The organism is Micromonospora sp. ZG13 (assembly GCF_059359355.1).
Genome location: NZ_JCADBQ010000003.1, coordinates 22,453 through 49,023, shown reverse-complemented (window position 1 = coordinate 49,023; position 26,571 = coordinate 22,453). Strand labels below are relative to the sequence as shown.

Below are 26,571 nucleotides of genomic sequence, written 5' to 3'. Positions count from 1 at the left end.
CGGGCGAGACTACCCGCACCGGCGGGCGCCTGAGAATGGGCTCGCTGCCCCGGTTGTCCTGGGGTTTCGCGTACACTCTCCGACCCGTGAGGATCCTCGTCACCGGCGGTGCCGGCTTCATCGGGTCGGAGTACGTTCGGATGCTGCTGGGCGTGCCCGGTGGGGACGCCGCCAGGGGGTCGGGCGTCGAACCCACGGCGGTGACCGTGCTCGACGTGTTGACGTATTCGGGCAACCTCGCCAACCTCGCACCGGTGGCCGATGATCCCCGGCTGCGCTTCGTGCACCGGGACGTCCGCGACGCCGCCGTGGTCGACGAGGTCGTTCCCGGCCACGACGTGATCGTGCACTTCGCCGCGGAATCCCATGTCGACCGGTCGATCGACGGCGCCGCCCCGTTCGTCACCACGAACGTGCTCGGCACCCAGAACCTGCTCGACGCCGCGCTGCGGCACGGCACCTCCCGGTTCGTGCACGTCTCCACCGACGAGGTGTACGGGTCCATCGCGGAGGGCTCCTGGACCGAGGACTGGCCGCTGGCGCCGAACTCGCCGTACTCGGCCTCCAAAGCCGGCTCCGATCTGCTGGCGCTGGCCTACCACCGCACCCACGGCATGGACGTCGTGGTCACCCGCTGCTCCAACAACTACGGGCCGTACCAGTTCCCCGAGAAGGTCATCCCGCTGTTCGTCACCAACCTGCTCGACGGCGGCACCGTGCCGCTCTACGGCGACGGCGGCAACATCCGGGACTGGCTGCACGTGCACGACCACTGCCGGGGCATCGCACTGGTCCAGGAGAAGGGCCGCGCCGGCGAGGTCTACCACATCGGCGGCGGCACAGAACTCACCAACCTCGAACTCACCGGCCGGCTGATCGAGGCCTGCGGCGCCAGCTGGGACCAGGTCGTGCGCGTCGCCGACCGCAAGGGCCACGACCGCCGCTACTCCCTGGACATCAGCAAGATCAGCACTGAGCTCGGGTACGCCCCGAGCATCGACCTGGAGCGCGGCCTGGCGCAGACCGTGCAGTGGTACCGCGACAACCGGGCCTGGTGGGAGCCGCTGAAGGCGGGCACCAAGCCGCTGATCGCCCCGTGAGCCGGCTGCTGGTCACCGGCGCTGGGGGCATGCTGGGCAGGGACCTGGTCGCCGTCCTGCGCTCCCGAGGTGACCTCTCCGTCAGGGCCACCACCCGCGCCGAGCTCGACATCACCGACCCGCAGGCGGTGCGAGCCGCCGTCGCCGGACACGACGTGGTGATCAACACCGCCGGGTGGACCGACGTGGACGGGGCCGAGGCGCAGGAGGAGGCCGCCACCGCCGTCAACGGCCACGCCGTCGCCCACCTCGCCGAAGCCTGTGCCGCAACCGGCGCGCGGATGATCCACCTGTCCACCGACTACGTCTTCTCCGGCGACGCCACCGAGCCGTATGCGGAGGATGCCACCACGTCCCCGGTCAACGCGTACGGGCGCAGCAAGCTCGTCGGGGAGCTCGCCGTCACCCGGCTCCTCCCCGACGCCGGTTACATCGTGCGCACCGCCTGGCTCTACGGCGAACACGGACCGAACTTCGTCGCGACCATGCTGCGGCTGGCCGACCAGCGCGAGCATCTCGACGTGGTCGACGACCAGCGGGGGCAGCCGACCTGGTCGTACGCGCTGGCCGGGCAACTCGTCGCGTTGGCCGACGCGGTGCTCGCCGGCCGCGCCGCCCCCGGCGTCTACCACGGCACCGCGTCGGGCCAGACCACCTGGTACGGCCTCGCCCGCGCCGTGTTCACCCTCCGCGGCCTCGACGCCGACCGCATCCGACCGACCACCAGCGACCGCTACCGGCGCCCGGCTTCCCGTCCCGCGTACAGCGTCCTGGCCCACAACCGCTGGGCGGCGGCAGGCCTGCCGCCCCTGCCGGACTGGCGCTCGGCCCTCACCCGGGCGCTGGACACCCTCCACTAGGGGGTTTCGACTGAGGCGGCGACGCGGCCGGCCGCGGCTGGCGTCGGCCGTGCCTGTCAACGACCCCCAGCGCGGAATACCTCCGCCACCGTCCGGATGAGCACCTTGGCGTCGAGCCACAGCGACCAGTTCTCGATGTAGTAGTTGTCGAAGCGCGCCCGGTCGGAGATCGGCGTGTCGCCGCGCAGGCCACTGACCTGTGCCAGCCCGGTGAGCCCCACCGCGACCCGGTGGCGCATGGCGTAGTTGGGGTACTCGGCGGAGAACTTCTCGACGAAGTACGGCCGCTCGGGGCGCGGCCCGACCACGCTCATGTCGCCCCGCAGGATGTTCCAGAGCTGCGGCAGCTCGTCGAGCGACGTGCGGCGCATGAAGCGGCCGATCGGTCCGACCCGCTGGTCGTGCGCGATCGACCAGTTCGTCTGCGACTCGTGCTCGTCGACGGGACGCATCGAGCGGAACTTGATGATGTGGAACGGCTTGCCGTGACGGCCGATCCGTTCCTGGTAGAAGAAGATGCCCGGGCCGCCGTCGAGGAGCGTCGCGACGGCACAGAGCAGGAGGACGGGGCTCAGCAGGAGCAACGCGGTGGCGGCGAAGAGGATGTCCGACGCACGCTTGAGCGCCCAGCGGGGCCCGGACAGGGTGATGTCGCCGACCTTGACGATCGGGATCGCGCCGATGTGGTCGCCGTGCGAGCGGGAGCCCCAGAGCCGTGGCACGGCCCACAGGTCGCAGCTCGCGCTTCTCGGCTGGCGGAGGACCTCCATCAGGGTCAGCTCCGGGCAGCTCGGGTCCGCGATGAGGAGCACGTCGCACTCGACCATCCGGACGAGCGGTTCCAGCTGGTCCAGGGTGCCGATCAGGGGGAGCGCCGCCGACACCTGCGGAGGCGTGGAGTCGACGCAGCCGACGAAGCGCAGCCCGTACTGGGGATAGCGGCGCAGCAGCCGGGCGAGCTCCACGGCGATCGGCCCGCTGCCGATGATGATGGCGTTGTGCTCCACCCACCGGCGCTTGCGGGCGATGGTGGCGAACTCCCGCGAGAAGACACGACCGACGATGACCAGCCCGGCCGCGATGATCACCCCGCGGGCGAACCCGCCCACGTACTCCGCGGAGTCGTGACGCAGCGCCGCGACGATGGTGATCACGGCCGCGGACGCGAGCAGCCGCCCGCAGAGGCTCGGCAGCTCGTCGAGGATGCTCACGTGGCGACGGGCCCGGTAGAGCCCGCCCGCCGCGAAGATGGCCACCGTCAGGCCGGCCATGGCCAGCGTCCCGCGCCAGTACTGGAGGCTGATCAGCAGGGGCGCCAGCAGGGCGGCCACGTCGACGGGCGCCGTCATCATCCAGGCCCGCAGCCCCCGGGTGCGCGTGGAGGCACGGGAACTCGCGTACGGCAGCACCGCCGTCACGTCGAGGCCGGGGCGGGGCGGGGCGTCGCTCGCCTGACCGCCCGCCGGCGGCGTGGAGGTGGGCAGCGCTCCGGTGGCACCGCCTCCGGCGTCGGTCCCGCCGCGCACCTCCGCCCTCATGCCCTGCGCCGCCATGTCGTCGCGCTGCGGTGTGGTGGCGTGGTGGCCCATCGCCTGTTGCCTGGACATGGTCGGTCCTTCCCCGTTGACTGCCCCGGCGGCACGCGGCAGCTTCGAGGCGAACGAAGGATACGACCGGTCCGCGCGTGTCACCAGAGCCGGGACGGCAGTACGACCTCCTACTTTCCGGCGTTGACGATCTCCGCTACGGCGTCTCGTCGTACCGCGTCGTAGAAGGACCTGGCCTTCTCCGTGTTCGCGAACACGACGCTCTCGCTACCCACCCGACCGGTGCCCTTCGTCGGGCTGGTGATGAAGCGCAGGTTGTCGCCGCGCAGTCCACGCAGGTCGGTCGCCATGCTCAACAGGGACATCTTCTCGTCCACCGACACCGCGTTCGACGTCGCCTTGACGAAGGAGTTCAGCTTCCCCGGGTTCGTGACGATGCCCCCGGACACGGCGCGGTCCAGGATCGCCTTGATGACCTGCTGCTGGTGCCGGATGCGGGCGAAGTCCCCGTCCGGGAACTGCTTGCGCTGGCGTGAGTAGTCGAGCGCCGTCTCACCGTCCATCCGCTGCACCCCCTGCCGGAAGGTGCGGAACGGAGGGTGGATCGAGGTGAACGATTTCTCCGCGTCGATGTCGATGCCGCCCAGAGCGTCGATGATCTCCTTGAAGCCGGCGAAGTCGACCATCATGACGTGGTCGATCCGCACGTCGGTGAACTTCTCGACGGTCTGCACCATCAACGGCACGCCACCCCACGCGTACGCGGCGTTGATCTTTGCGTCCCGGCCGCCCTGGCTGCCGTCCTTCGACCGGGGCACGGGGACCCAGGTGTCGCGGGGGATCGAGATCAGCTGGGCGCTCGACCGGTCCTTCGGCAGGTGGGCCAGGATGATCGTGTCCGTGCGGGAGCCCGACGTGCTCTCCGGGTCACGGGTGTCGCTGCCCAGGATCAGGATGTTCATCGCGCCCTTGGCCACCGCCTGCGGGCGCCCCTGCTCGGGAACGTCCGCGAAGGCGTCGACGCGTTCGATGTCCGACTCCACGGATCGCAGGTAGAGCCCGCCGGCGATCAGGCCGCCGCCGCCGAGCAGCGCCACCACCAGCAGGCTGATGAGGGCGACGCGCCGCCACCGGCGACGAGGCTCCGCGTGCTTCCCCGGCTTGCGCCCGGTCTGGTCGGCGACCGGATTCGGCTCAACGAACTGTTGTGGAACTGGCATGGCGGCGATGCTACTTATCCGCAGGGGTGTGCGCGTACCCTCATCCGGCTGGTGACGGCCCCCATCCGTGCCGACCCGTCCCATTCCGTCGTACACGGTCCACCTCATCCGGGCCAACGGAGCTTTCCCCTACACCTGTTCGCTTCCGGCTGGTAGAACCCTTCCGTGGACGCAACGAAGCTCCGACGGGCCATCGCCCGCACCCGCCTCGCCCCCGTCGCGGCCTTCCCCAAGCGCCTGGCCCGCGTCGCCCGCCACGACGCCAAGGTGCTGCGCACGTCGGCCCGCTGGCTGGTCACCTCGCGGGAGCATCACAACTACACGTACGAGCTGACCAAACTGAGCCGCCACCACCTCGCCTGGTTCGTCAGCGTGGTCTGCGACGTGCCCGTCAAGCAGGTCCGGGCGTACTTCGCCGAGATCGAGTCGGACGACGTGCTGCGCCGGCACATCGAGTCCGCCACCGCCGGCGCCGCCCGCCGGGGCCTGGCCGACAGACAGGTCCGCTACGCCCGCCGCATCGGCTGGTACGCCATCGTGCGCGCCACGAAGCCGACGCACGTCGTGGAGACCGGCGTCGACAAGGGGCTCGGCAGTTGCGTGCTCGCCGCCGCGCTGCTGCGCAACGTCGCCGACGGCCACCCCGGCCGGGTCACCTCGTTGGACATCAACCCCGAGGCTGGCTACCTCGCCCGTACCGCGCCCTGGTCGGAGGTGGTCGACCTGGTCATCGGCGACTCCATCGCCTCCATCGCCGCGCTCGACCGGCCGGTCGACCTCTTCCTGCACGACAGCGACCACAGCCGGGCCCACGAGAAGCGCGAGTTCGAGGCGGTCGAGAGCAGGCTGGCGCCGGGGGCGTTCCTGCTCACCGACAACGTCACCGCCACCAACGTCCTCGCCGAGCACGCCGAGCGCACCGGCCGGCGGTTCCTCGCCTACCGGGAGACGCCCGCCAACCACTGGTACCCGGGAGACGGCATCGGCGTCGCCTGGTGAGGTGCCCCTCAGGCTCGGCGCGGGCGCCCGGGTGAGCAGCCCAGCACTCTCCGGGGCACCGGTCGGCGGCGGGCCGTGGCAGGGTGGGCGCATGCGGTTGAGCGCCATCCACACGTACCCCGTCAAGGGCTGCCACCGGCTCGACCACGACGTCGCGGGGGTCGAGCCGTGGGGCCTGGCCGGCGACCGGCGCTGGATGATCGTCGACGCCGAGGGCGTCGGCGTCACCCAGCGGGAGACCGTGCGTCTGGTCGCCCTGCACGCCACGCCGCACGGCGGCGGGCTGCTGCTGCGCGCCGAGGGGCATCCCGAGCTGGACGTCCCCGAGCCGACGGGCGGCGAGCCCGTCGCGGTGCGGACGTTCCGCAACCGGAAGCTGCCGGTGCCCGCGCTTTCCGCCGGGCCGGCGGCCGACGCCTGGGTCGGTCAGGTCCTGGGCCGCGCCGCCCGGCTGGTCTGGCTCGCCCGACCGACCCGGCACATCCCGCCGGGGGACCGGGAGCACGACACCGGCGACCGGGTCAGCTTCGCCGACGCCTATCCGCTGCTGCTGGCCACCGTCGCCTCGCTCGACGCGCTCAACGGCTGGCTCGCCGAGGCCGGCGAGGAGCCCGTGCCGATGGCGCGGTTCCGCCCCAACCTGGTGGTGGAGGGTGCGTCGGCCTGGGCAGAGGACGACTGGGTCGGCCGCCCGCTGCGCATCGGCGGCGTCCGCTTCCGCGCCGCCGGGCCGTGCGACCGCTGTGTGGTCACGACCACCGACCAGGAGACGGGCGTACGCGGGAAGGAACCACTGCGCACCCTGGGCCGCCACCGCAACGTCGACCGGAAGCTCCTCTTCGGACTGCACCTGGTTCCCGAGGAAACGGGCAGTATCGCGGTCGGCGATCCGCTCGTGCCCGATCGCCCCGCGTGAGCTGGGCGCACGCGGGCTCCGCCGCACCACGTTGCCGGGTCCGCTGCCAGCGGGGGGCTGCGCCGAGGGCGGCCGCGCGTGAGCGCTGTGGCGAGCGTCGATCTCCTTAGGTGACCTGAACGCCGCCCCTCCTCGCCCGTGCGGAGGGCGATTCCGGGGGCGATCGACGGGGCAGCGGCGTTGCCTGGCGTGCTCTAAGGTCGGAATCCTGCGACGATCGCAGCTTGTTCCGAGGCTTCACGGGGGGCCTCTGATAACTCATGTGCATCGATAGGATGGTCGGCGCTTCTCCCCGGAGCGTCCGTCGCCCGATTTGGACTGCGGGCGTCGCGACGACGGCGGCCAACACCAAGCCACCGATCCTGTTGGGCCATGTTCGAGGTAAGCGAGGTCAAGAGTGAAGAACTTTCGGGCGCTGCTCGTCACCGGATTGGTCGCCGGCGTCGCCGTCGCAGGCGGCATGACGCTGGTCTCCGGCGCCGCCAGCGCTGCCTTGGAGGACGCGCCGCCCTCGATCGAGGAGGACTTCAGCTACCCGGGGGCCGCCCAGATCGAAGCCAGCGACGGCATCAAGTTGATCAAGGGTGACGGGAAGATCATCTTTGCCGAGTGCGTGACCGGCGCCACCAACCAGATCATCGTCCGGAGCTACGCGAAGCTCAGCGGATACTGCTTCACGGTCAAGGGCGCACCCGGCTACCTGACCCTGGAGATCTCGGATGTCTACCAGATCCGTGGTGACAGTCACACGGCATCCGCCAGGGTGAGCGTGGACGGCGAAACCCAGACGGTTGCCCTCCCCAAGAACGGTTGGGTCGGTGTCGGGGTGGGAGAAGACGACACCCTGCCCCCTGCCGTCCTGCTCGAGCTGCGGGTCACGGGCTGATCCGGACAGCCAGTCGGTGTCCTGAGACCTCGGGTTGCTCTCGGGGTGGTACGGCTCGCTTTCCGCGCGGGGCTCCGCTGTCTGGAGCCCCGCGCGTCTTCAAGCGGCAAGCCCCGGGCGCGGTGGTCGCGCCTTCCGCGCCCGGGTCCACGTCGCCGCGCAGGTGCGGGGGATGAGGCCGGGCTCGCGGCTCAGCGTGCGGGTGCCGGCGGGGCGGTGAGGTCCAGCCACATGAGGATCTCGTCGCGGTCGTCGCCGGGGGCGACCCGCAGCGCGCCGGGCAGCCGGCCGATCTCCCGGTAACCGAGTCCCCGGTAGAACCGGTCCAGCCCCAGCCCGTCGCGGACGGTCACGTGCAGCGCCTCCCAGCCCATCGTGCGGCCGAGGCGCTCGGCCTCGCGCATCAGCGCGGCGCCGTACCCGTGGCCCTGGGTGTCGGGATGGACCATCACCCGCTTCAGTACGCACCAGTGTGCCTTGAGGCCGAACCGGTTGTCGCAGAAGATCAGCGCGGCGACGGGTCGCCCGCCCGCGTACCCGACGAGGAGGCGGTCGGGGCCGTCGGTGATGCCGGCGAAGGTGGGCTCCGCCGTGTGCCGGACGTCGGCGGCGGCGACCGGTGGCACGAAGCCGACCGCGCCGCCGGCGTTGGTGACGTCGACCCAGAGGTCGACGATCCGTTCGCGCAGCTCGGGGGTCAGCTCGGGATCGAGGACGAAGCGCAGGCTCACCCGGTAATCCTCACCGTGCGGGACCGCGTCGACCCCCGATCGTGATGCGCGCGACAGGGGTGCTCGGTGCGGGAGGGGGGATTCGAACCCCCACGTCCTTTCGGACAATAGGACCTAAACCTACCGCGGCTGCCGTTACGCCACTCCCGCCGACCCGCAAAGTCTAGAGTGTCGCGCCGCATCCGTGGTGGGCCCGGCCACGGGATCGACCCCCGGGTGCCCGGCCGGCGGCGCGACCGGGCCCCGAGGCCGCGAACCGGGCGGACGGCGTGCGCCGCGACCTCAGTCCAGCCCGAGGTCGCGGCGCAGCTTGGCGACGTGACCGGTGGCCTTGACGTTGTAGAGCGCGCGCTCGATCTTGCCGTCCGTGTCGATCACGAAGGTCGAGCGGATCACGCCGGTCACCGTCCTGCCGTACGACTGCTTCTCGCCGTACGCGCCGTAGGCGGTCAGCACGGACCTGTCGACGTCGGCGACCAGCGGGAAGGTGATGGCGTCGCGCTCGCGGAACTTCGCCAGCTTCTCCGGCTTGTCGGGCGAGATCCCGACGACCTCGTAGCCGGCGGCCTGGAGTGAGGCGAGCGAGTCGCGGAAGTCGCACGCCTGCTTGGTGCAGCCGGGCGTCATGGCCGCCGGGTAGGCGTACAGGACGACCTTTCGGCCGCGCAGGTCGGCCAGCGAGAGCGTCTCGCCGGTGTCGGTGGGGAGGCTGAACTCCGGAGCGGGGTCACCGGGGGAGAGGCGGTCGGGCGCGGTCATGGCACGACCCTACCGCCGCCTCCGGCCGGCCCCGGGCGGCACGCCGTCCCCTGACCGTCAGCGGACGAGGGGTGGAGCGGGGGGCGGGGACGAGGGGCGGGGAGAGGGGGAGGGGCGGGAGGCGGCGTGGAGGCGGAGGGCGCCGGCTGCCGTGGCGCCGGCACCGGCGACGAGGATCAGGGCGATCAGGATCCGGGCCGTCGTCGCCGGCCAGGGCACGGGGGCGACGGCGCGGGCGAAGACGGCGGCGTTCGCCACCCCGGCGAAGAGCGCCAGGCAGGCCCCGGCCAGCGCCAGCGCGAAGTCGGCGGCCGGCCGGCGGGCCACCGCGAAGACCCCGGCGGCGATCGCGCCGAGCCCGGTCAGCAGCGCCCAGACCTGGCCGCCCAGCAGGCCGGTCAGCACCCCACCCACGCCCTGCGCGCCGGCGTCCAGCTCCCGGCCCACGGTGAACACCACCGCGGCCACCCCGCCGAGGACCAGCAGCCCGCCGAGCCCGGCCAGTGCCCGCGCGCCCGGCCCGGAGCGGGCCGGCAACAGCCCGAGCGCCCCCACGGCCAGCAGCCCGACCGTGGCGACCACCCACCAGACGTACGCGTCCGGCGGCGGCACCCAGTCGAGAGTGCCGCGGATCTCCCCCGCCTCGGTGCCGGCGCGCAGCGGCACCGTCCAGTCCCGCACCCGGTGCTCCCGGTCGGGGGCGGCACGCACCTGCGGCGGCGGCGCCGACTCCCGCCAGAGGGCCCGTTGGTCGTGCCAGCGCACCGTGGCGGAGTCGTCGACCCGCCGCCAGTCGGGCGCGGCGGCGGGGTCGGCCTCGGCCGGCAGCCGCGTGTCCCCGGCGATGGTCCGGTTCAGGTAGGTCGCGGGGGAGCGGGTGTTCTCGTACACGCCGTCGGGGCCGACCCGCAGGTAGGGCTCGCCGGAGTAACCGAGCACCTCGACGGGGCGGTCGCCGGTGTTGGTCAGCTCCAGCCGCGCGCCCGCCTCGATCACCCGTACGCTCAGGCCGGGGCGGGCCGGGGTGACGGCGCTCACCTCGGCGCGGTAGTCGGTGCCGTCGGGGGCGTCCGCGCCGTGCGCGGCGGCCGGCCCGGCGAACGCGGCCGTCGCGGCCAACGCGCCGACGAGCACCAGCCCGGCGCGCGTCACCAGGTGGCGGATCACTTGCCGGCCGCCTCCACCGCCGCCTTGATCCCCTCCGGGCTGCGGTCGGCGATCTCCTCGCCGTCGACCAGGATCGTCGGGGTGCCGGTGATGTTGGCCTTGCTGGCCTCCTCCGTCACGTGCTCGGTCCACGGCTTGAAGGTGCCCTCCCGCAGGCAGGAGGCGAAGCCGTCCCGGTCGAGGCCGGCCCCCACCGCGATGTCGACCAGTTCCGCGTCGCTGAGCCCCGCACCGCCCTCCGGCGGCTGCCGGTCGAACAGCGCCTTGGCGTACTCGCGGTACCGGCCGCCCTCCGCCGCGCAACCGGAGGCGGCCGAGGAGCGGGTCGAGTACTGGGTGGTGGAGAAGCGGTTCAGGTACGCCACCGGGTGGTAGACGACCCGGACCTTGCCCTCGCTGATGAGCTGGTCGAGCGTCGGGCCGCTGGCCTGCTCGAACTGCTTGCAGGCCGGGCAGAGGAAGTCCTCGTAGATGTCCACGGTGACCGGGCCCGATCCGGCGACGATCCCGGTGCCGGCCTCGTTCGAGCCGGTGGGCGCGGTGAAGTCGTCCGAGCGCTGGCTGGAGTAGACGCTCCAGCCGATGAGGCCGGCGACGACCAGGAGGGCCACGGCGGCCACGGAGACCCAGAGCGTGCGCTTGCGCCGCCGCTCCCGGGCCAGCTGCTCGCGGACCACCCGGGCGGCGCCCTTCTGCCCCTTGCGACTACTCATCCTCGTCCTCCACGGATGCGTCCCCCGCCAGCCAGCCGTCCACGGAGACGGGGGTGCGGGGCCAGATCAGCAGGAACCCGGCCAGTGCCAGGAAGCCCAGGTCCCGGAGGATCTCCGGGAGGTAGCTCGGGGTCTGGCCCTCGGCGAGCTCCCCGCCGGCGCCGAAGCAGCCGCAGTCGATGGCGAGGCCCCGGCTCCAGGCCGAGACGATGCCGACGATGAAGACCACCACCAGCGCCGCGGAGATCCCGGCGGAGAGCCGCGTGGCCAGCCCGATCAGCAGCAGCAGGCCCAGCGCCAGCTCGACGAAGGGCAGCGCCGCGCCGATCATCGTGGCGAGGTCGTACGGCATGACCTGGTAGGCGTTGACGGCGCGGCCGGAGGCGGCCAGGTCACCGACCTTGCTGCCGCCGGCGACCAGCCACACGGCGGCCAGGCCCAGCCGGACGGCGACCCCGAGCCAGGGGCGGACGGCGGGCCAGCGGGCGACCCGGGTGTGCGGTGCGGTCACGATCATTGGTCGTCCCGTCCCCGGTGGAAGTTCCCGGTCATCCGGCGAGGGCGTCGCCGACCGCCTCGACGAGGTCGTTGCGGGCCCGGGCCACCCGGGAGCGGATGGTGCCCACCGGCACCCCCTCCACGGCGGCGGCCTCGGCGTACGACAGGCCGAGCAGTTGGGTGAGCACGAACGCCGCGCGTCGCTCGGCGGGCAGCCGGCGCACCAGGTCGGCGGCGCCGAACTGGCCGGCGGGGTCCGGGTGCGGCCGGTCCGTCCAGGCGTTGGCGGCGAGCCGCTCGCCGAGCCGGCGGCGACGGACGACCGTGCGCAGGTGGTCGGCGCAGGCCCGGCGGGCGATGCCCAGCAGCCAGGTGCGTGCGCTGGAGCGGCCCTCGAACGCCGGCAGCGCCCGGAACGCCCGCAGGTAGGTCTCCTGGGTCAGGTCGTCGGCGCTGTCCGGGTCGACCAGGGCGGCGGTGAAACGCCACACCTCGGCCTGGGTCAGCCGGACGAACGCGGCCTGGGCGACGGGGTCCCCGTCGCGGGCGGCCAGGGCCCACTCGGTCGCCGATTCCCGCGCGGTGGCGCCCGCGTCACCGGTCGGACTGGCGGCGGGGGTCTCGCGCGGGGCGGGGATCACGACAATCCAGGTTACGCGGCGGCGCCGGGGCCGGGAGGGTCCTTCGGCCCTTCCATGGCCTGCGCCACCTCGGGAACTATTCCGTCGCGCCGTCCGACTACCCCCACATGACATGCGACGACGTACGCGCGGCGCTGTCGGCGCGGCTGGACGGCGAGGACCCGCTGGCGGCGCCGGCGGTGCTGGACGCGCACGCGGAGAGCTGCCCCGGCTGCCGGGCCTGGCTGGCCCGGGCCGAGCAGGTGACCCGGCTGGTCCGGGTGCAGGCGGTGGCGGTGCCGGACCTCACCGCGTCGGTGCTGGCGGCCGTCGCCGCCGACCCGCTCGCGGCGGGACGTACCCGGGCGGCGGCCCGGGCGGCCCGCCGGCAGGTGCTGCGGGTGGCGGTCGCGGTGGCCGCGGTCGCCCAGCTGTCGATCGCCCTGCCGGTGCTGCTCGCCGGGCTGGGCGTGAGCGTCGATCCGCACACCAGCCGCGAGATGGCCTCCTTCGACGTGGCGCTGGCCGTCGGCTTCGCGCTCGCCGCGTGGCGGCCCGAGCGGGCCCGCGCGTTCGTGCCGGTGGCACTGGTGCTGGCGGTCTGCCTGGCCGGTACCAGCGCGGTGGACATCGCGAACTCGACGACCGCCCTGGTGCACGAGGTCGGTCACCTGGCCGCCGTGGTGCAGGCGGGGCTGCTCTGGGCGCTTGGTCGGGTCAGCGACGAGCCGGACCGCCGGCCGTCGGCCGCCCTCCTGGCCCGCCATGGCTGACGCCGCGCCGGCCGGGCCGGGCGCGATCCCGCCGGACGTGCGCGCGGCCGGGCGGGTACCGGCATCGTCGGTCGCGGTCGCGCCGGCGGCGTCGGGCATGGTTGGAGTCGCGCCGGACCGGTCGGATTCGAGAGCATTGCCGGCATGAACGTCGCCAACCGCCGCCCGATCGCCCGGCTGCTCGCCATCGCCGGCCTGCTGGTCACCGTCGTCGCCCTGCTGATCGCACCCGCCGGTCCCGCCAGCGCCCACGCGGTACTGGTGAGCAGCAGCCCGATCGCCTCGGCCGTGGTGTCGAACGCGCCGGCGGAGGTCGTGCTCACGTTCAGCGAGTCCGTCCGCAAGGTGCCCGGCAAGATCAGGGTGATCGCACCGGACGGGTCCCGCGCCGACCGCGGCGAACCGACCTTCGAGGGCACCGTGGTCACCGTGCCGGTCGACCCCGCCGGGGCGCGCGGCACCTACCTGGTCAGCTACCGGGTGATCTCCGCCGACAGCCATCCCGTCTCGGGCGCGTTCACCTACTCCGTCGGCGCGCCCTCGACGCCCCCGGTCGACAGCGGGGACGACAGCCGGGCCGACCCGGTCGTCGGCAACGCGGTCAAGGTCGCCAAGTACGCCGGCTACGTCGGCCTGCTGCTGCTCGTCGGCTCGGCGCTGGTGCTCGCCGCGCTCTGGCCCCGGCGGCTGCCCCGGCGGGGCCCGGCCCGCCTGGCCTGGGCGGGGCTCGGCCTGCTGGCGGCCTCCACGGTGGCGAACCTCCTGCTCCAGGTGCCCTACACCGCCGGCGGCGGCGTGCTCGACGTCACCGGCCAGGGGCTGAGCGACGTGCTGGGCAGCGCCTTCGGCGCCGCGCACCTGGTCCGGCTGGGCCTGTTGGCGGCGGCGGCGTTCCTGCTCCGGCCCCTGATGGCAGGGCCGGTCGAACGCAGCGACCTGGTCATCCTGGGCGTACTCGGTGCGGCGGCGCTGGTGACCTGGCCGCTGGCCGGGCACCCGGCGGCCTCGCCCGCCCCGGCGGTCTCCGTGGTCGTCGACGCCGTGCACCTGGGCGGCATGGCGGTCTGGCTGGGCGGGCTCGTGCTGCTCGCCGTCTTCCTGCTGCCCCGGGCCGACGAGCGGGAGCTGGGCGCGATCCTGCCGATCTGGTCGCGCTGGGCGGCGCTGGCCGTCTCGGCGCTGCTGCTCGCCGGCACCGTACAGGCGCTGATCGAGGTGGCCACCCCCCGCGCGCTGGTCGACACCTTCTACGGGCGGCTGGTGCTGGGCAAGATCGCGCTCTTCGTGCTGGTGATCGCGGTGGCCGCGTACTCCCGGCAGTTGGTGCGCCGGCGCACCGCGGCCGGCCGGCCGACGTCGATGCGGCGGGCGGTCTGGGCGGAGCTGGCGATCACGGCGGTGGTCCTCGGCCTGTCCGCCGTCCTGGTGCAGACCACCCCCGCCCGCACCGCCGGCGCCGACGTGGCCGGCTCGACGCCCCGCTACTTCTCCACGACGCTGTCCAGCCCGAACTACTCGCTCCAGATCGAGCTGGACCCGGCCGAGCGGGGCAACAACACCGTGCACTTCTACGCGTACACGAAGGACAACCGGCCCCAGCCGGTGGTGGAGTGGCGGGCCACGGTCGCCCTGCCGACGGCGGGGATCGAGCCCATCCAGGTCCCGCTGCTGCCCCTGACCGACAACCATGCCACCGGCGAGATCAACTTCCCGGCGGCCGGGGAGTGGCAGCTGCGCGTCACCGTCCGCACGTCGGACATCGACCAGGCCACGGTGACCGCCACCGTGCCGATCAGGTAACAGGAAGGCTCGCACCATGATCCGTCTCCGGCGTACCGCAAGCGCCGCCGCCCTGGCGCTCGGCGCCGTCGCCACCGCCGTCCTCGGCTTCGCGGCGCCCGCCTCGGCCCACGTCACGGTCGACCCGCAGGAGGCCGCGCAGGGCGGCTACGGCCGGTTCGCCTTCCGGGTGCCGAACGAGAGCGACACGGCCTCCACCACGAAGCTGGAGGTGGTGCTGCCGGAGAACGCGCCCGTCGGCTCCGTGTCGACCATGCCGGTGCCCGGCTGGACGGTGGCGGTGGAGAAGCGCAAGGTGGACCCGCCGGTCGAGGTGCACGGCAGCCAGCTCAGCGAGGTCGTCTCCAAGATCACCTGGACGGCGGCCGGGAACGCGGGGGTCAAGCCCGGCCAGTTCCAGGAGTTCCCGGTCTCGATGGGTCCGCTGCCGCAGGTCGAGACGATGGTCTTCAAGACGTTGCAGACCTACTCCGACGGCAACGTGCAGCGGTGGATCGAGGAGCCGCTCCCCGGCGGCGAGGAGCCGGAGACCCCCGCCCCCGTGCTCACCCTGACGGCGGCCTCGCCGTCGGCCGCCCCCACCGGCGCCGCCGCGCCGCAGGCCGACGACGATGACGACGCCGAGAGCGACGGAGTGGCCACCGGGCTCGCGGTCGCGGGCCTGGTCGCCGGCGTGGGCGGCCTGCTGCTCGGCGGGCTCGCCTTCTCGCGTACGCGGCGGGCGCCGACGTCGCGGGAGTGACCCACCCGCACCGCTGCCGGCCCGTCGGAGCACCGGCGGGCCGGCTGCTTTCCGGGCCCGTGCCGTGGATATCCGCTGATCAGTCGCCCCTCGTCGGTAAGGTCGGCCGGGTATCCGGCTACGGAGGGGGACGAGGCGAATGCGGTTCGTGCGGGTGCTCGCCGCCATGCTGCTGCTGACGGTCGGGATCACGGGGCTGCTCACCGGTGGGGCGCTCGCGCTGCTCGCCCGGCAGACCGACCCCGGTGGTGCCTTCAGCGCCCGGTTCGAGACCGTGCAGACCCCGGGCCACGCGGTGGTCGTCCGGGACGTCGACGAGCTGTTGCGGGCCGAGGCGCCGTTCGCCCGCGCCGGGCAGGCCCGGCTCCGGCTGGACGCCCGGACGCCCGACGGCCCGGCCTTCGTCGGGTTGGCCCCCACCGACGAGGTGCGGCGCTGGCTCGACCCGTACGCGCACGCCGAGGTGCGCCGGGTGGCGCTGGCCCGGGGGCCGCTGCCGGTCCGGCTGGAGCCCGCCGGTCCCGCGCCGTCCGCCGGTCCCGCGCCGTCCGCCGGTTCCGCTCCGTCGGCCGCTCCCGCGCCGATCGGGCAGCCCTTCTGGGTACGCGAGAGGATCGGCGGGCTGGAGTGGACCCCGGCGGAGCTGGCCGACCGGGGGCTGAGCCTGGTGGTGATGCGCCCCGACGGGCGCGCCGACCTGACCCTGGAACTGCGCGCGGGGCTGCGGGCCGGCTGGACCGCCCCGGTGACCGCCGGGCTGCTGGCCGGCGGGGTGCTGACCGTGGTGCTGGCCCTGCTCCTGCTGCGCCCGGTGCGCCCCCGCGAGGTGGTCTTCGTGGTCGAGCCCGACCAGGTGCCGGTGCTCGCCGGCCGCCTCGGGGTGACCTCGCTCAGCGGCCTCGGCGCGCAGCCGACCCGGGACAGCGACCGGTCCCGCCTCGCCGGGCGTCAGCTCGCCTCGGTCGGCGCCGCCGCGCCGGGGGCCCGACCGGCGATCGGGCCGGTGCCCGCCCGTCGGCCCGCGACGCTCGCGGACCTCGCCGGGGGCGATCCGGCGCTCCGGCCGCCCGAGGTGAACCTCACGCTGGCCTGGCCGCCCGTCGCCCCCGAGGAGGCGGCCGACCCCGTCGCCGCGGAGGCCCGCCTCCGCCCCGCCGCCCCTGCCGTCCCCGAGACCCCCGACGCCGCCGTCGCGCCTGCCGCCTCCGGCGACACCGCCACCCTCGACCCCGACCGGCGGCCACCGGACGACGGGCGCTGAGCCACGACGGCGGACGGCCCTCCGCGCTGCCGACGCGGAGGGCCGTCCTCACCGGGGGATCGGTGCTACCCGAGAGACGCCTGAGGTAGTTGCGACCAGATTAGCGATGAAGGACGCTATTTGGGAAGACTGTCCAAATGAGGTGACTTCCCGCACTCGCGTCGCACCGGCAGGGCCACCAGCAGCAGCAGGCTCAGCAGCACGTACGTGTTGCGCACCAGGAACTCGCCCGGCGAGTCCGTGCGCACCGGGGCGACTCCCCAGTCGTGGAAGGTCACCACCCCGTACACGATGAGGGCGGAGGTGCCGACGGCGAGCGCGGCCAGCCCACGCCGCCGGCGGATGCCCTCGCCGGTCGCGGGTTCGGCGCCCAGCGCCGCGTCCACCAGCACCACGACGGCCGGGATGAACCAGTAGATGTGGTGGGTCCAGGTGATGGGGCTGACCAGCGCGCCGACCAGCCCGGTGAGGGCGAGGCCGGTGAGCGCGTCCCCCGCGCGGGCGGCCCGCGCGGCGCGCCACAGCCCGTACGCGGCGACGACCGCGACCAGCAGCAGCCAGATGAGCTGGTTGGGCTTCTCGGGCGCGGTGATGCGGCTGAGCAGGCCGAACAGCGACTGGTTGCCGGTGTAGTCCGTGCGGCCGACCCGGTCGGTCGCCCACAGCTCGTGCGTCCAGAACCGCCAGGAGTCGCGCGGCGCGACCGCCGCGGCGAGCAGGGTCGCCGTGGCGGCCGTCACGCTCGCCACCAGCGCCGCCCGCCACCGGCGGGTGACCAGCAGGTAGACGATGAAGATGCCCGGGAAGAGCTTGAGCGCCGTCGCGAGGCCGACGCCCACGCCGGCCCACCGGCTCGCCCGGGGTACGGCGAAGAGCAGGTCCGCCAGGATCAGCACGACCAGCAGCATGTTGATCTGACCGAACGTGATCGTCTCGCGGGTGCTCTCGACGGCCAGCACGAGCAGGACCGCCACGGTGAGGCTGAACACACGGGGCAGGCCGTGTCGGGCGATCACCGGCGCGAGCAGCCACCGGGTGGTGACCACCACCGCCAACCCGGTGAGGACCGTGAAGATCGCCACGGTGGCGCCCAGCGGCAGCAGCGCGAACGGGCGTAGCAGCAGCGCGCTGAACGGCGGATAGGTGAAGTAGAGCTCGCCCTGGACCCGGTCGGGCTGCGCGTAGTCGTAGAGCGGGTTCCCGGCCGACCACCAGTCCATCGCCCGCATGTAGATCTTCAGGTCGAAGAAGTCGTGCACCAGGCCGGGCAGGTAGAGCGCCGGCAGCACGGCGACCAGCGCCAGGACGGCGACGAGCCGACGGACCGTACGGCCACCGGGATCGTCGTCGGTGACGGCGGGCGGTGCGGCGGGTTCGGCTGGCACGGGGGAAACCCTAGCGGTCACCTCGCGCCCCGGTGCGCGGGCGCGCGGCCGGGTGGGCTGCGCGTAGGCTGTCCCGGTGGCTGATCTTCTCGTCTGGATCGACTGTGAGATGACCGGGTTGGACCTCGGCAGGGACAAACTGATCGAGGTCGCCGCGCTCGTCACCGATCCCGACCTCAACGTGCTCGGGGACGGCGTCGACGTGGTGATCCACGCCGACGAGGCGGCGCTGGAGGCGATGCCGGAGATCGTGGCGACGATGCACGCCAAGTCGGGGCTGACCGAGGAGGTCCGGCGTTCGACGGTGAGCCTCGCCGAGGCTGAGGACATGGTCCTGGACTACGTCGCCAGCCATGTGAAGGACCCGCGTACCGCCCCGCTGTGCGGCAACTCGATCGCCACCGACCGGGGCTTCATCACCCGGGACATGCCGCGCCTCGACGCGCACCTGCACTACCGGATGATCGACGTCTCGTCGATCAAGGAGCTGTGCCGCCGCTGGTACCCCCGGGTGTACTTCGGCCAGCCGCAGAAGGGGCTCGCGCACCGGGCCCTGGCCGACATCCGGGAGAGCATCCGGGAGCTCGAGTACTACCGGCGGACCGTCTTCGTGCCGCTGCCCGGGCCGGACGTGGAGACCGCCAAGGCGATCGCCGCCGAGCTCTGAACCGGCCCGGCGGAACCCGCTGGACGCGGCGGGCGGGGGTGGGGCTATTATTGGTCCGCACCCCGCCCGGGGCGATCGACCGGGCGCGGTTCCATCGGGTGTGAACGGCATGGTGGCTGTAGCTCAGTTGGCAGAGCACCGGGTTGTGGTCCCGGTTGTCGTGGGTTCAATTCCCATCAGTCACCCGGTGAATCGAAGGCCCCCTCCTCGCGGAGGGGGCCTTCGGCGTTCCGGGCTCAGCTGGTCGGGGTGACCGTGGGCTCGCCGCTCTCCCCCGGGGCGACGTCGCTCTGCGGCTCGTACGGCAGGGCGCTGCCCTTGACGTACTGCTCCCAGCTCATGTTCCAGTCGGTCCAGCCGTTGCCGTTCTGGAGCCTGCGCTCGGTGCCCTTGACGGTGATGGGGTCGCCGACGCGGGTGTTGGCGAACAGCCAGGCGCCGTTGGCCATCGAGACGTTGACGCAGCCGTGCGAGACGTTGACCCGGCCCTGCTGCCCCTCGGACCACGGCGCGGCGTGGATGAACTCGCCGCCCCAGGTCAGTCGCTGGGCATAGTCGATCTTGGTGCGGTAGCCCTCCTCGGGGCCCAGCTCCTCGAAGGTGTCGAAGACCGTCTTGCGCAGCTTCTCGATGACCACCATCGTGCCGCTGGAGGAGGGGGTGCTCTTCTTGCCGAGGCTGACCGGGATGGTCTTGATCACAGAGCCGTTCTTCGTGACCGTCATCCGCTTGGTCTTGTTGTCCACTGTCATGACCACCGCCGGGCCGATCTTGATGCCGACGCTGAGGTCCGCCCGGCCGTACCAGCCGTCGCCCAGCGGCAGGCCGCCGGCCTGGACCCGGTAGGTGACCTCGCTGTCGGCCCGCCAGAACTCCTTCGGGCGGTAGCGGATCTCGGTCGGGCTGACCCAGTGCCAGATGCCCTCCTGCGCCGGCGAGGAGGTGACCGTCATCCGGCTCTGCACGTCGTCGCGGTAGTCCTCCGGGATGGCCCGGCTGAACTTGACGATCAGCGGCATGCCGATGCCGACGACCTGGTCGTCGCCGAGGAAGCTGCTGATCCGCACCTGCTTGCCGGGCTTCGCCATGGTGGTGAAGGTGCTGGTCGCCGTGGCCGGCTTGCCGTCGTCGCCGGTCGCGGTCACCGTCGCGGTGTACGTCTCGCCGTACTTCAGCGCGCCGGCGGGCAGCCAGCTCTTCCCGTCGGCCGCCAGCTCGCCCTCGACGGCCGCGCCGGCGGAGTCCTTCAGCTCGACGCTGGTCTCCTCGGCCTCGGTGGCGGTGAAGGTGATGCCGGTCGACGCGGGCACGTCCTTCGCGTCGGCCCTGGGCTCGACGATGGCGGCGGCCGCCTTCGGCGCGGCGGGCTGGTCGGCGCCGTTCTGCCAGCCTGCGGGCTTGCCCCCGCCACCGTCGGTGCAGCCCGAGGCCAGCGCGAGCGTCACGGCGAGCACCGCCGCCGCGAACCCGCGACGTCGGCCGTCCCGCCGGTCGTCGCCGCGCCGGATCAGCTGGTTGTGGACAGCTCGCATGATTCCCTCACAGTTGTGGTCCCCGGTTGCCCATCGTCCCTCACTGACGCACGGGGACAGGTACCCGTTCCGCAAGGTGAACCGAAACACGCCGTACGAGATGTCCGGATGTTGATAAGATCCGGGGATTTCCCGAGAGGATCTCGTTTCCGGCGTACGCCCACCGCGGCCGGCCCGCGCGCGGCTCGCGCGGCGCCGCCGACCCGGAGCGGGCCCACGAAGACGGCGACCGGCCCGCTGGCGCGGGCCGGTCGCCGGATCGCCGTTGGGGCGTGCCTCAGAAGGGCGACCCCTCGCCGGCCTCGGGTACCGGCACGGCGCTGCCCTTGACGAACTCGGACCAGGTCAGGCTCCACGCCGTCCAGCCGTTGCCCGGCGCCAGCGTGCGCTCGGTGCCCTTGATGGTGATCGGGTCGCCCACCTTGGTCTTGCCGAACAGCCAGCGGGCGTTCGCCGTGGAGACGTTGACGCAGCCGTGCGAGACGTTCTGCCGGCCCTGCACGTGCTCCGACCAGGGCGCGGCGTGGATGTACTCGCCGCCCCAGGTCAGTCGCTGGGCGAAGTCGATCTCGGTGACGTAGCGGTTCGCCGGGTCCGGATCGTCGCGGGTGTCGAAGACCGTGGACTCCTTCTTCTCCATCACGACCATCGTGCCGCTGGAGGAGGGGGTCTTCTTCTTGCCCAGGCTCACCGGCAGGGTGCGCACCACCTGGCCGTTCTCGTAGACGGTCATCTTCTTGGTGGCGTTGTCCACCTTCATCTCGAAGGCCTGGCCGATCTTGGCGGTCGCCGTACGGTCGACGTTGCCGTAGCGGCCGTTGCTGAGCGGGATGCCGGCCAGCGCGATCCGGACGGTGAGCGTGGTCCCGGGCTTCCAGTACTCCGGGGCGCGGTAGTAGGCCTGGGTGCCGTTCTCCACCCAGTGCCAGGCGCCCGGCTGCGGCGGGTCGGTCTGCACGAACATGCGCCTCTGCACCGCCGCCCGGTCCTTCTTGGGGATCCCCGGGTGGAACTCGGTGACCACCGGCATCGCCACGCCGTAGGTCTTGTCGTCGAAGAGGTAGAGACCGGAGCTGATCACCGACCTGGGCTTCGCCATCGTCGTGAAGGTGCTCGTGCCCTGGCTGGTCACCCCGTCGGAGCCGGTCGCGGTGACCGTGGCCGTGTAACGGGTGCCGAACTTCAGCGGCTTCGACGGCACCCAGGAGGAGCCGTCGGCGCGCAGGCGCCCCTCCACCCGGCTGCCGTTGGCGGCGGTCAGCGTGACGCTGGACACCTTGCCGCCGCCGGGCACCTCGGCGCTGATCTCGGAACTGACCGGCCTGTTCTTCCCCCCGTCGGCCGGGCTCACCGTCAGCGGCGGCCCGCTCGGCGCGGCCGGGGTGCCCGGCTCCGCCGGCGTGCCCGACGCATCCGGCGCAGCGGACGTGGCCGGCGTGCCGCCGACGAACTGCGCGTTCTTCTTCTGCTCCGTGCCGCAGCCCGTCAGAGCCAGCGACGCCACCAGGCCGAGGGCGCCCACCATCGCCCCGGCCCGCGCGAACATGCCCATCCCCACCTCTGTTCTCGCGTACCTGGCGCACATCGTGCCGCATGCTCGCCCCTTGTCCGCCCCCTGTCATCGTCCGGCGGGAGGTTTTGTCCGTGGATGCCCGTTAAGCTCGGCCGAAGGGGGGACCCGGGGATCGGATTGGAACCCCGCTCGGGAGGCGTGCTAATCTTCTCCCCGTTGCCAACGAGCGCCGCTAGCTCAACTGGCAGAGCAGCGGACTCTTAATCCGCGGGTTCGGGGTTCGAGTCCCTGGCGGCGCACCAGCAATAAAGGCTCTGGCCTGGTGGTTTCCACCCGGCCGGAGCCTTTTTCGCGTACGTGGGCGGTGGGTGGTCGCTCGGTGGGTGCTCGGGAGTCGTTGGGCCGGGCTGGCGCTGCCGGGGCACGTCGTTGTTCCGTGCAAGCCCGCGCTCATCGTCATTTCTGAGGTGGCCAGCCCGCACCGGGCCTCAGGCGGAGTGTCGCTGGTCGTGCCAGGACCGGCTTCGGTCTCGGATCCGTGGCGGACTGCTGCCGACAGGGCAGGTGTCGATGTCGATGCCATGTGTCCGGCTGACCGGGCGGTCGCGCCGGGATCGTCCTGTCCTGACTGCGGTGCGGCGAAACGGGTAGCGTTCGCGTGTGATCGAGGATGACTACGCCGTGGTGCGATTTCCGCCGGCCGAGATCACCCCGGCGCGGTTCGAGGCCTTCGTCGCCGAGGAGCTGCTGCGATCCGCCGGGCCGGAGGTGGACGACCTCGTGGTCACGCTGCACGACAAGGTCACCGGTCTGGACGGCGGCTACGAGCTGGATGGGACCGTCCGGTACCGGTTCGCGGGCCTGGCGTTCCTGGTGATCGTCGAGGCGAAGCTGCACCGCAATCCGATCAAGCGCGAGCTCGTCCAGGTGCTCTACCAGAAGGTGCAGAGCGTCGGCGCGCACAAGGGCGTCATGGTGGCGACCGCGCCGTACCAGTCCGGGGCGGTCGCGTTCGCGCGGGCCCATGGGATCGCCCTGGTGACGGTCGTGGAGGGCCGGTTCGTGTTCGTACACCGCACGTCGGGGACTGGTGCGCACCCGGCCCTCGTGGCCTATGTCGAGGGTGGCACTACCGGGGGGATGGTGCTGTCGGCCGCGGACGAGGACCATGCGGAGTGCGTGGCGACGCTGGTGCTGGGCCGTAGGTCAGGGGCCGATGTGGATGTGTGACGCCCAGACCGATGGGTTGTCGGGCCAGCGGTCGCGCATGCGCCGGGTGGCGCCGTGCACGGCGGTGGCGATGTCTGCGCCGTCGGCGAGTGCCGCGTAGACGAGTTCGGCGACGTCCACTGCGTGCCGGTCGCCGACCGGCCAGAGCGTGCCGACGACGTGCCGGAAGCCGGCCAGCTGGAACGCTGACGCCAGGTGGATCACCTCGTCGTTCAGTCGGGCGCCGGGCTGCGCGGTGGAGCACGCGGACAGGTATGCCAGTTCGCCGCCGCCGAGCCGCAGCCCGGCCACGTCCACCACGGTGAGCGGCCGGTCGTGGTGGTCGGCGAGGAGGAGCCGGCTGCTCGACGGGTCGTACAGGTCGGTGTAGCCGTGGCAGGCGAAGTGCGCCCACCGCGCCTCGGTCAGGGCGGCGAGCACGACGTCGCGCGTCGCCGCCGTACCGCTGAGGACATCGACGCTGCCGGGGCAGTACTCCTCGACGATCTCCGCCTCCGTCTCCGCGCCGAACAGGTCGGCGGTGCCGCCGGGGGTGTATGGCATCGCCACCACGAGTCCCCGGAGGTTCCGGGTCCGATCCGCGCCGGTGCGGCGGGCGTGAGCGAGGGCTCGCAGCGTCGGCGTGGTGGACGCGATCACCCGGTCATGCACCGTCCGCGGCGCCGCGCCCGAGGCCGTGTCGTGGTGGCCCGCGGCGTGCAGGGGCAGCAGCGTCAGCAGGCCCGCCGGGCACCACCACAGCCGCGGCGGGCGTTGCCCGGCGACCGGCGCCCCGGTGATGCCCAGGTGGTCGAGTACGGGGCCCGCGATGGTGTCCCACAGCCAGCCCAGCGTCCGGCCCAGTTGCGCCTGGCCGCGCGCCCGCTGCCGTGCCGCGTTCGCGTCGATGTCGTCCAACGCGTCCAGGTACGCGAGGACCTCCGTCAGCAGGCCGTCCGGCGTGAGTTCGGGCAGCGCGACGGCGGTGAGGTTGCCGGCGGCCGGCAGGACGACCGCGTAGGAGCCGAACGCCGACACGGTCACGATCACCGCGTGGCCCTCGTCCGGCCGGAGCTGCTCGACCGTTGGCGGACGCAGGAAGTCGCCGAACTCCGGCAGGTCCCGGATGTCCGCGACGAGCCGGTCGAATGCCGCGGCCGCCGTGCGCAGCGCCACGGCGTCGCCCGCCGGGCCGGGTGAGTCGAGCTCCTGGCTCAGCGCCGTGAACCGCTCGGCCGCCTCGGGGTGGCGTTCGGCGAGCGCGGTGAGGTCGGTGCGGCTGTCGAGCGCCTGACTCAGCAGTATGCCGCGTCCCTGCTCGAACAGCTCGACGCCGCGGCCGATCGCACCGGCCCGCACGCACGACGCGACGGCGTCGGCCGCCGTGCCGCCCATGCCGTCGAGCAGGTGTTCCCGGTCGCTGCGGGTGATGTGCCGGGCAACGGTCCGGGCCGTGAGGTCGGCGGCGGCCGCGTACCCCGTCATCGCGTCGGCCCAGCGGCCCGCGGCGGCGGCGAGGCTCGCCTGGAGCGCCGCTGCCGCCGCCCGGAACCGGGTCGGTCCCACCTCCGCGGACGCCGCTTCCCGGGACACGGCGATGGCCTGGTCGAAATCGGCGGGGTCGCCGGTCCGGGTCCAGCGCTGGCGCAGCGTCTGGCCCAGGTTGAGCAGATACGCGGTGTGGTACGGGTGATCGGCCGGCGTCTCGCCGATCGCGGCCCGCACCGCCCGCACCGCCTCGTCGAGGTCGTCCGGCCGGTGCAGGTGCTCGTATCGGCTGCGCAGGGCGAGTGACTCGTTCGACAGTGCGGCGGGCCGGCCCGAATGGCCCGGCGGCAGCGCCCGCACCGCCGACCGGCTCGCGTCGACCGCCTCGTCCAGGTCGGCGACGTCCGCGCCCACCTCGAACCGTGCCCGCAACGCGACGGCGAGATTCGACAGCCGCGTTCCGAGGGCCGTGTGACCGGCCGGCGTCAGCTGGACGGCCGAGCGGCCCGCGTCGATCGCCTCGTCGAGATCCTCGCGTCGGCGCAGCGACTCGTAGCTGATCTGCAGGGCGCCGCAGAGGTTGGCCAGCACGGTCGCCCGCTCGGGACTGGCCGCAGGCGCGGCGAGCGCGGCAAGGCGCAGCGCGTCCAGCGATGCGGCCAGGTCGGCCTGACCGCCCGTCTGCCGGAACCGGGCCAGCAGGGCGGCGCCGAGGTTGCCCAGGAACGCCGACCGGTGCGGGGTGTGCGGCGGCGCGATGTCGACGGCAGTCCGCCCCGCCGCGATCGCCTCGTCGAGGTCGGCGGTTCGGCCGGTGCGCTCGGCCAACGAGCACAGGGTTACGCAAAGCGACGAGAGGCGCGCGGCGCGGCTGGGGTCGGCGGCGGGCGTGCCGTCCACGGCCCTGCGGCCGAGCACGGCGGCCTCCTCGATGTCATCCAGCCCACCGGTCACCCGATACCGGCGATTGAGTGCGTTGGCGAGACGCGACTGGTGCCCGGCAAGCTCCGGATCCCCGGCCGGGGTCGCCGCCACCGCCGCGCGGCCGTGGGCGACCGCGTCCTCGATGTCCTCGCTGTGTCCGAGGTGAACGAACCTGCTCAGGAGGAGATCGGCGAGCCGGGACCGGTGTTCGGCCCGCTCGGCGTCGTTGACCGCTGCGGCGAGGGCGGCCCGACGCACCTGGATCGCCTCCTCCAGATCCGCTCGATCGCCGGCGTGGTCGAACCGGGTCTGCAGCAGATCGCTCAACTGCTCCGCCGACCCGGTCCGCGCTCGTTCGATCATCCGGTCCAGCTCGCTGACCTGGTCGCGGAACCGGGCCCGGGCCCGCAGAGCGAGGTCGAGGTTGGCCCGCATTCCGGCGTGCTCCGGATCGTCGGGCCAGCCGGTCACTGCCGCCTGATGCGCCTCGATCGCGGCGTCCAGGTCGGCCTCGCTCGCCAGCTGCTCGAACCGGGTCAGCAGGGCGTTGCCCAGGTTGCTCAGATAGGTTCCGCGCTCGGCGTCGTCGGGTGCGGTGGCGTCGACGGCCGCCCCGGTGAGGTTGATCGCGAACTCCAGGTCGTCCAGGTCGCCTGCGCGTTCGAATCGGGTCAGCAGCATGCTGCCCAGGTTGGTCAGGCTGCGCGCATACTCGGGGTGGTCGGGCTCGGCCAGCGCGACGGCGCGGGTCAGCAGGGCGACGGCCTGGTCCAGGGTTCTCTCGTCAGGACTGGACAGCGTCCGCCCGTACAGCAGTCGGCCGAGCGACGCCAGCGTCGAGGCCGTGTCCGGCTCTGCCGGCGGATGGCGCTCGAACTGCTCGCGGACCACGTCCGGCACCTCATGCCCGCACAGGTACACAGGGGCGAGCAGCTCCAGCGCCACCATCGCCTTTGGCACCGCATCGGCGTTGGCAGCGGCGGAGACCTGGGTCAGCAGCAACAGCCCTGCGGCCTGGGTGACCGGGAGGTCGTCGAGAGGGTCCGGCACCGAGCAGAGTAGGTCGACCAACTCGCCGATCGCCTCCGGCGCGAGTACCGGCTCCGGGGCGCGGGTGGTGAGGTGCCGCTGCACGCGGTCCCGCAGCTGCGCAAGCCGTTGTTCTCTCAACGGTGATACCCCGTCCCAGTGCCCGCTCCACATTGACCGCGGTACCTTACCGTTGCCCTGGTATCCACGCAGAGTGCCCTGCCCGTGCGTG

The 26,571-nt window shown here is 73.0% G+C and carries 23 protein-coding genes and 3 tRNA genes; 13 read left to right on the top strand and 13 right to left on the bottom strand.

Going from position 1 to position 26,571, the window contains the following annotated elements; all coding sequences use genetic code 11:
- The first annotated feature begins 86 nt into the window (after nucleotides 1-86).
- Both rfbB and rfbD read left to right on the top strand, forming a co-directional pair.
- Entirely contained in the window at nucleotides 87-1,100 is a 1,014-nt protein-coding gene (gene rfbB / locus AC5L34_RS07765) for a dTDP-glucose 4,6-dehydratase (RefSeq protein ID WP_441174143.1), read from the top strand.
- Entirely contained in the window at nucleotides 1,097-1,960 is an 864-nt protein-coding gene (rfbD, locus tag AC5L34_RS07760; RefSeq protein WP_494824261.1) for a dTDP-4-dehydrorhamnose reductase, read from the top strand. The genes rfbB and rfbD overlap by 4 nt, the downstream gene beginning before the upstream one ends.
- A gap of 56 nt (nucleotides 1,961-2,016) precedes the next feature.
- Here the strand turns inward: rfbD and AC5L34_RS07755 are convergent, their stop codons facing one another.
- Together AC5L34_RS07755 and AC5L34_RS07750 are read right to left on the bottom strand one after the other, a co-directional pair.
- A complete protein-coding gene (locus AC5L34_RS07755) occupies nucleotides 2,017-3,567 on the bottom strand; it encodes a sugar transferase (protein ID WP_441174140.1) in 1,551 nt (516 codons plus the stop codon).
- A gap of 110 nt (nucleotides 3,568-3,677) precedes the next feature.
- Nucleotides 3,678-4,727, bottom strand: coding sequence for an LCP family protein (locus AC5L34_RS07750; protein ID WP_441174138.1), 1,050 nt, complete (start codon nucleotides 4,725-4,727; stop codon nucleotides 3,678-3,680).
- A gap of 165 nt (nucleotides 4,728-4,892) precedes the next feature.
- Between AC5L34_RS07750 and AC5L34_RS07745 the strand changes: the two genes are divergently transcribed.
- The 3 genes from AC5L34_RS07745 to AC5L34_RS07735 all read left to right on the top strand — a co-directional run bounded on the left by AC5L34_RS07745 (nucleotide 4,893) and on the right by AC5L34_RS07735 (nucleotide 7,528).
- A complete protein-coding gene (locus AC5L34_RS07745; protein ID WP_089001751.1) occupies nucleotides 4,893-5,726 on the top strand; it encodes a class I SAM-dependent methyltransferase in 834 nt (277 codons plus the stop codon).
- Between the two features lie 91 nt (nucleotides 5,727-5,817).
- Entirely contained in the window at nucleotides 5,818-6,642 is an 825-nt protein-coding gene (locus AC5L34_RS07740; RefSeq protein ID WP_494824259.1) for an MOSC domain-containing protein, read from the top strand.
- A 397-nt stretch (nucleotides 6,643-7,039) separates the two neighbouring features.
- Nucleotides 7,040-7,528 (top strand): hypothetical protein, encoded by a 489-nt coding sequence (locus AC5L34_RS07735; RefSeq protein ID WP_441174135.1) that lies wholly within the window; start codon nucleotides 7,040-7,042, stop codon nucleotides 7,526-7,528.
- 191 nt (nucleotides 7,529-7,719) lie between these two features.
- Here AC5L34_RS07735 and AC5L34_RS07730 read toward each other — a convergent pair whose 3' ends face one another.
- The 7 genes from AC5L34_RS07730 to AC5L34_RS07700 form a co-directional block, all read right to left on the bottom strand.
- Nucleotides 7,720-8,259 carry a GNAT family N-acetyltransferase gene (locus AC5L34_RS07730; RefSeq protein ID WP_494824257.1) on the bottom strand — a complete coding sequence of 180 codons (540 nt, stop codon included), beginning with the start codon at nucleotides 8,257-8,259 and terminating at the stop codon, nucleotides 7,720-7,722.
- A gap of 67 nt (nucleotides 8,260-8,326) precedes the next feature.
- Nucleotides 8,327-8,409, bottom strand: a tRNA-Leu gene (locus AC5L34_RS07725).
- 132 nt (nucleotides 8,410-8,541) lie between these two features.
- Complete coding sequence (gene bcp, locus AC5L34_RS07720; protein WP_494824255.1) at nucleotides 8,542-9,018, bottom strand: thioredoxin-dependent thiol peroxidase; 477 nt, start codon at nucleotides 9,016-9,018, stop codon at nucleotides 8,542-8,544.
- A 57-nt stretch (nucleotides 9,019-9,075) separates the two neighbouring features.
- Complete coding sequence (locus AC5L34_RS07715; RefSeq protein ID WP_441174131.1) at nucleotides 9,076-10,185, bottom strand: hypothetical protein; 1,110 nt, start codon at nucleotides 10,183-10,185, stop codon at nucleotides 9,076-9,078.
- Nucleotides 10,182-10,898: a DsbA family protein gene (locus AC5L34_RS07710; RefSeq protein WP_441174130.1), complete on the bottom strand. Its 717-nt coding sequence runs from the start codon at nucleotides 10,896-10,898 to the stop codon at nucleotides 10,182-10,184. Before AC5L34_RS07710 ends, AC5L34_RS07715 begins: the two co-directional genes overlap by 4 nt.
- Entirely contained in the window at nucleotides 10,891-11,415 is a 525-nt protein-coding gene (locus AC5L34_RS07705; protein ID WP_494824253.1) for a MauE/DoxX family redox-associated membrane protein, read from the bottom strand. The genes AC5L34_RS07710 and AC5L34_RS07705 overlap by 8 nt, the downstream gene beginning before the upstream one ends.
- Before the next feature lie 31 nt (nucleotides 11,416-11,446).
- The gene (locus AC5L34_RS07700) at nucleotides 11,447-12,037 is read right to left on the bottom strand and encodes a sigma factor-like helix-turn-helix DNA-binding protein (protein WP_441174127.1); all 591 of its coding nucleotides are present in this window, start codon (nucleotides 12,035-12,037) and stop codon (nucleotides 11,447-11,449) included.
- A gap of 107 nt (nucleotides 12,038-12,144) precedes the next feature.
- Between AC5L34_RS07700 and AC5L34_RS07695 the strand changes: the two genes are divergently transcribed.
- The 4 genes from AC5L34_RS07695 to AC5L34_RS07680 all read left to right on the top strand — a co-directional run bounded on the left by AC5L34_RS07695 (nucleotide 12,145) and on the right by AC5L34_RS07680 (nucleotide 16,592).
- Nucleotides 12,145-12,789: a zf-HC2 domain-containing protein gene (locus AC5L34_RS07695; RefSeq protein WP_363898101.1), complete on the top strand. Its 645-nt coding sequence runs from the start codon at nucleotides 12,145-12,147 to the stop codon at nucleotides 12,787-12,789.
- Between the two features lie 135 nt (nucleotides 12,790-12,924).
- A complete protein-coding gene (locus tag AC5L34_RS07690) occupies nucleotides 12,925-14,589 on the top strand; it encodes a copper resistance CopC/CopD family protein (protein WP_494824656.1) in 1,665 nt (554 codons plus the stop codon).
- A gap of 16 nt (nucleotides 14,590-14,605) precedes the next feature.
- The gene (locus AC5L34_RS07685; protein WP_494824251.1) at nucleotides 14,606-15,331 is read left to right on the top strand and encodes a YcnI family copper-binding membrane protein; all 726 of its coding nucleotides are present in this window, start codon (nucleotides 14,606-14,608) and stop codon (nucleotides 15,329-15,331) included.
- 139 nt (nucleotides 15,332-15,470) lie between these two features.
- Nucleotides 15,471-16,592: a hypothetical protein gene (locus AC5L34_RS07680; RefSeq protein WP_494824249.1), complete on the top strand. Its 1,122-nt coding sequence runs from the start codon at nucleotides 15,471-15,473 to the stop codon at nucleotides 16,590-16,592.
- A 116-nt stretch (nucleotides 16,593-16,708) separates the two neighbouring features.
- Here the strand turns inward: AC5L34_RS07680 and AC5L34_RS07675 are convergent, their stop codons facing one another.
- Nucleotides 16,709-17,977: a glycosyltransferase 87 family protein gene (locus AC5L34_RS07675; protein WP_494824248.1), complete on the bottom strand. Its 1,269-nt coding sequence runs from the start codon at nucleotides 17,975-17,977 to the stop codon at nucleotides 16,709-16,711.
- A 76-nt stretch (nucleotides 17,978-18,053) separates the two neighbouring features.
- Between AC5L34_RS07675 and orn the strand changes: the two genes are divergently transcribed.
- Both orn and AC5L34_RS07665 read left to right on the top strand, forming a co-directional pair.
- The gene (gene orn, locus AC5L34_RS07670) at nucleotides 18,054-18,644 is read left to right on the top strand and encodes an oligoribonuclease (RefSeq protein ID WP_441174123.1); all 591 of its coding nucleotides are present in this window, start codon (nucleotides 18,054-18,056) and stop codon (nucleotides 18,642-18,644) included.
- A gap of 112 nt (nucleotides 18,645-18,756) precedes the next feature.
- Nucleotides 18,757-18,829, top strand: a tRNA-His gene (locus AC5L34_RS07665).
- 51 nt (nucleotides 18,830-18,880) lie between these two features.
- Here AC5L34_RS07665 and AC5L34_RS07660 read toward each other — a convergent pair.
- Nucleotides 18,881-20,176, bottom strand: coding sequence for a L,D-transpeptidase (locus AC5L34_RS07660; protein WP_441174122.1), 1,296 nt, complete (start codon nucleotides 20,174-20,176; stop codon nucleotides 18,881-18,883).
- A gap of 277 nt (nucleotides 20,177-20,453) precedes the next feature.
- Nucleotides 20,454-21,728, bottom strand: coding sequence for a L,D-transpeptidase (locus AC5L34_RS07655; protein ID WP_494824246.1), 1,275 nt, complete (start codon nucleotides 21,726-21,728; stop codon nucleotides 20,454-20,456).
- 187 nt (nucleotides 21,729-21,915) lie between these two features.
- On the opposite strand from AC5L34_RS07655, the gene AC5L34_RS07650 reads away from it, so the two are divergent.
- Nucleotides 21,916-21,991 (top strand) — tRNA-Lys (locus AC5L34_RS07650).
- 358 nt (nucleotides 21,992-22,349) lie between these two features.
- Nucleotides 22,350-22,919: a restriction endonuclease gene (locus AC5L34_RS07645; protein WP_494824244.1), complete on the top strand. Its 570-nt coding sequence runs from the start codon at nucleotides 22,350-22,352 to the stop codon at nucleotides 22,917-22,919.
- On the opposite strand, the gene AC5L34_RS07640 is transcribed toward AC5L34_RS07645, so the two are convergent.
- Nucleotides 22,896-26,480: a CHAT domain-containing protein gene (locus tag AC5L34_RS07640; RefSeq protein WP_494824242.1), complete on the bottom strand. Its 3,585-nt coding sequence runs from the start codon at nucleotides 26,478-26,480 to the stop codon at nucleotides 22,896-22,898. The genes AC5L34_RS07645 and AC5L34_RS07640 overlap by 24 nt on opposite strands.
- Nucleotides 26,481-26,571 lie beyond the last annotated feature (91 nt).

Excerpts from the sequence above, each read along its gene's own strand:
- AC5L34_RS07755 (WP_441174140.1), bottom strand. The coding sequence starts at position 3,567 with ATGTCCAGGCAACAGGCGATGGGCCACCACGCCACCACACCGCAGCGC.
- AC5L34_RS07750 (WP_441174138.1), bottom strand. The coding sequence starts at position 4,727 with ATGCCAGTTCCACAACAGTTCGTTGAGCCGAATCCGGTCGCCGACCAG.
- AC5L34_RS07740 (WP_494824259.1), top strand. The coding sequence starts at position 5,818 with ATGCGGTTGAGCGCCATCCACACGTACCCCGTCAAGGGCTGCCACCGG.
- bcp (WP_494824255.1), bottom strand. The coding sequence starts at position 9,018 with ATGACCGCGCCCGACCGCCTCTCCCCCGGTGACCCCGCTCCGGAGTTC.
- AC5L34_RS07710 (WP_441174130.1), bottom strand. The coding sequence starts at position 10,898 with ATGAGTAGTCGCAAGGGGCAGAAGGGCGCCGCCCGGGTGGTCCGCGAG.
- AC5L34_RS07705 (WP_494824253.1), bottom strand. The coding sequence starts at position 11,415 with ATGATCGTGACCGCACCGCACACCCGGGTCGCCCGCTGGCCCGCCGTC.
- AC5L34_RS07695 (WP_363898101.1), top strand. The coding sequence starts at position 12,145 with ATGACATGCGACGACGTACGCGCGGCGCTGTCGGCGCGGCTGGACGGC.
- AC5L34_RS07685 (WP_494824251.1), top strand. The coding sequence starts at position 14,606 with ATGATCCGTCTCCGGCGTACCGCAAGCGCCGCCGCCCTGGCGCTCGGC.
- AC5L34_RS07680 (WP_494824249.1), top strand. The coding sequence starts at position 15,471 with ATGCGGTTCGTGCGGGTGCTCGCCGCCATGCTGCTGCTGACGGTCGGG.
- AC5L34_RS07660 (WP_441174122.1), bottom strand. The coding sequence starts at position 20,176 with ATGCGAGCTGTCCACAACCAGCTGATCCGGCGCGGCGACGACCGGCGG.
- AC5L34_RS07655 (WP_494824246.1), bottom strand. The coding sequence starts at position 21,728 with ATGGGCATGTTCGCGCGGGCCGGGGCGATGGTGGGCGCCCTCGGCCTG.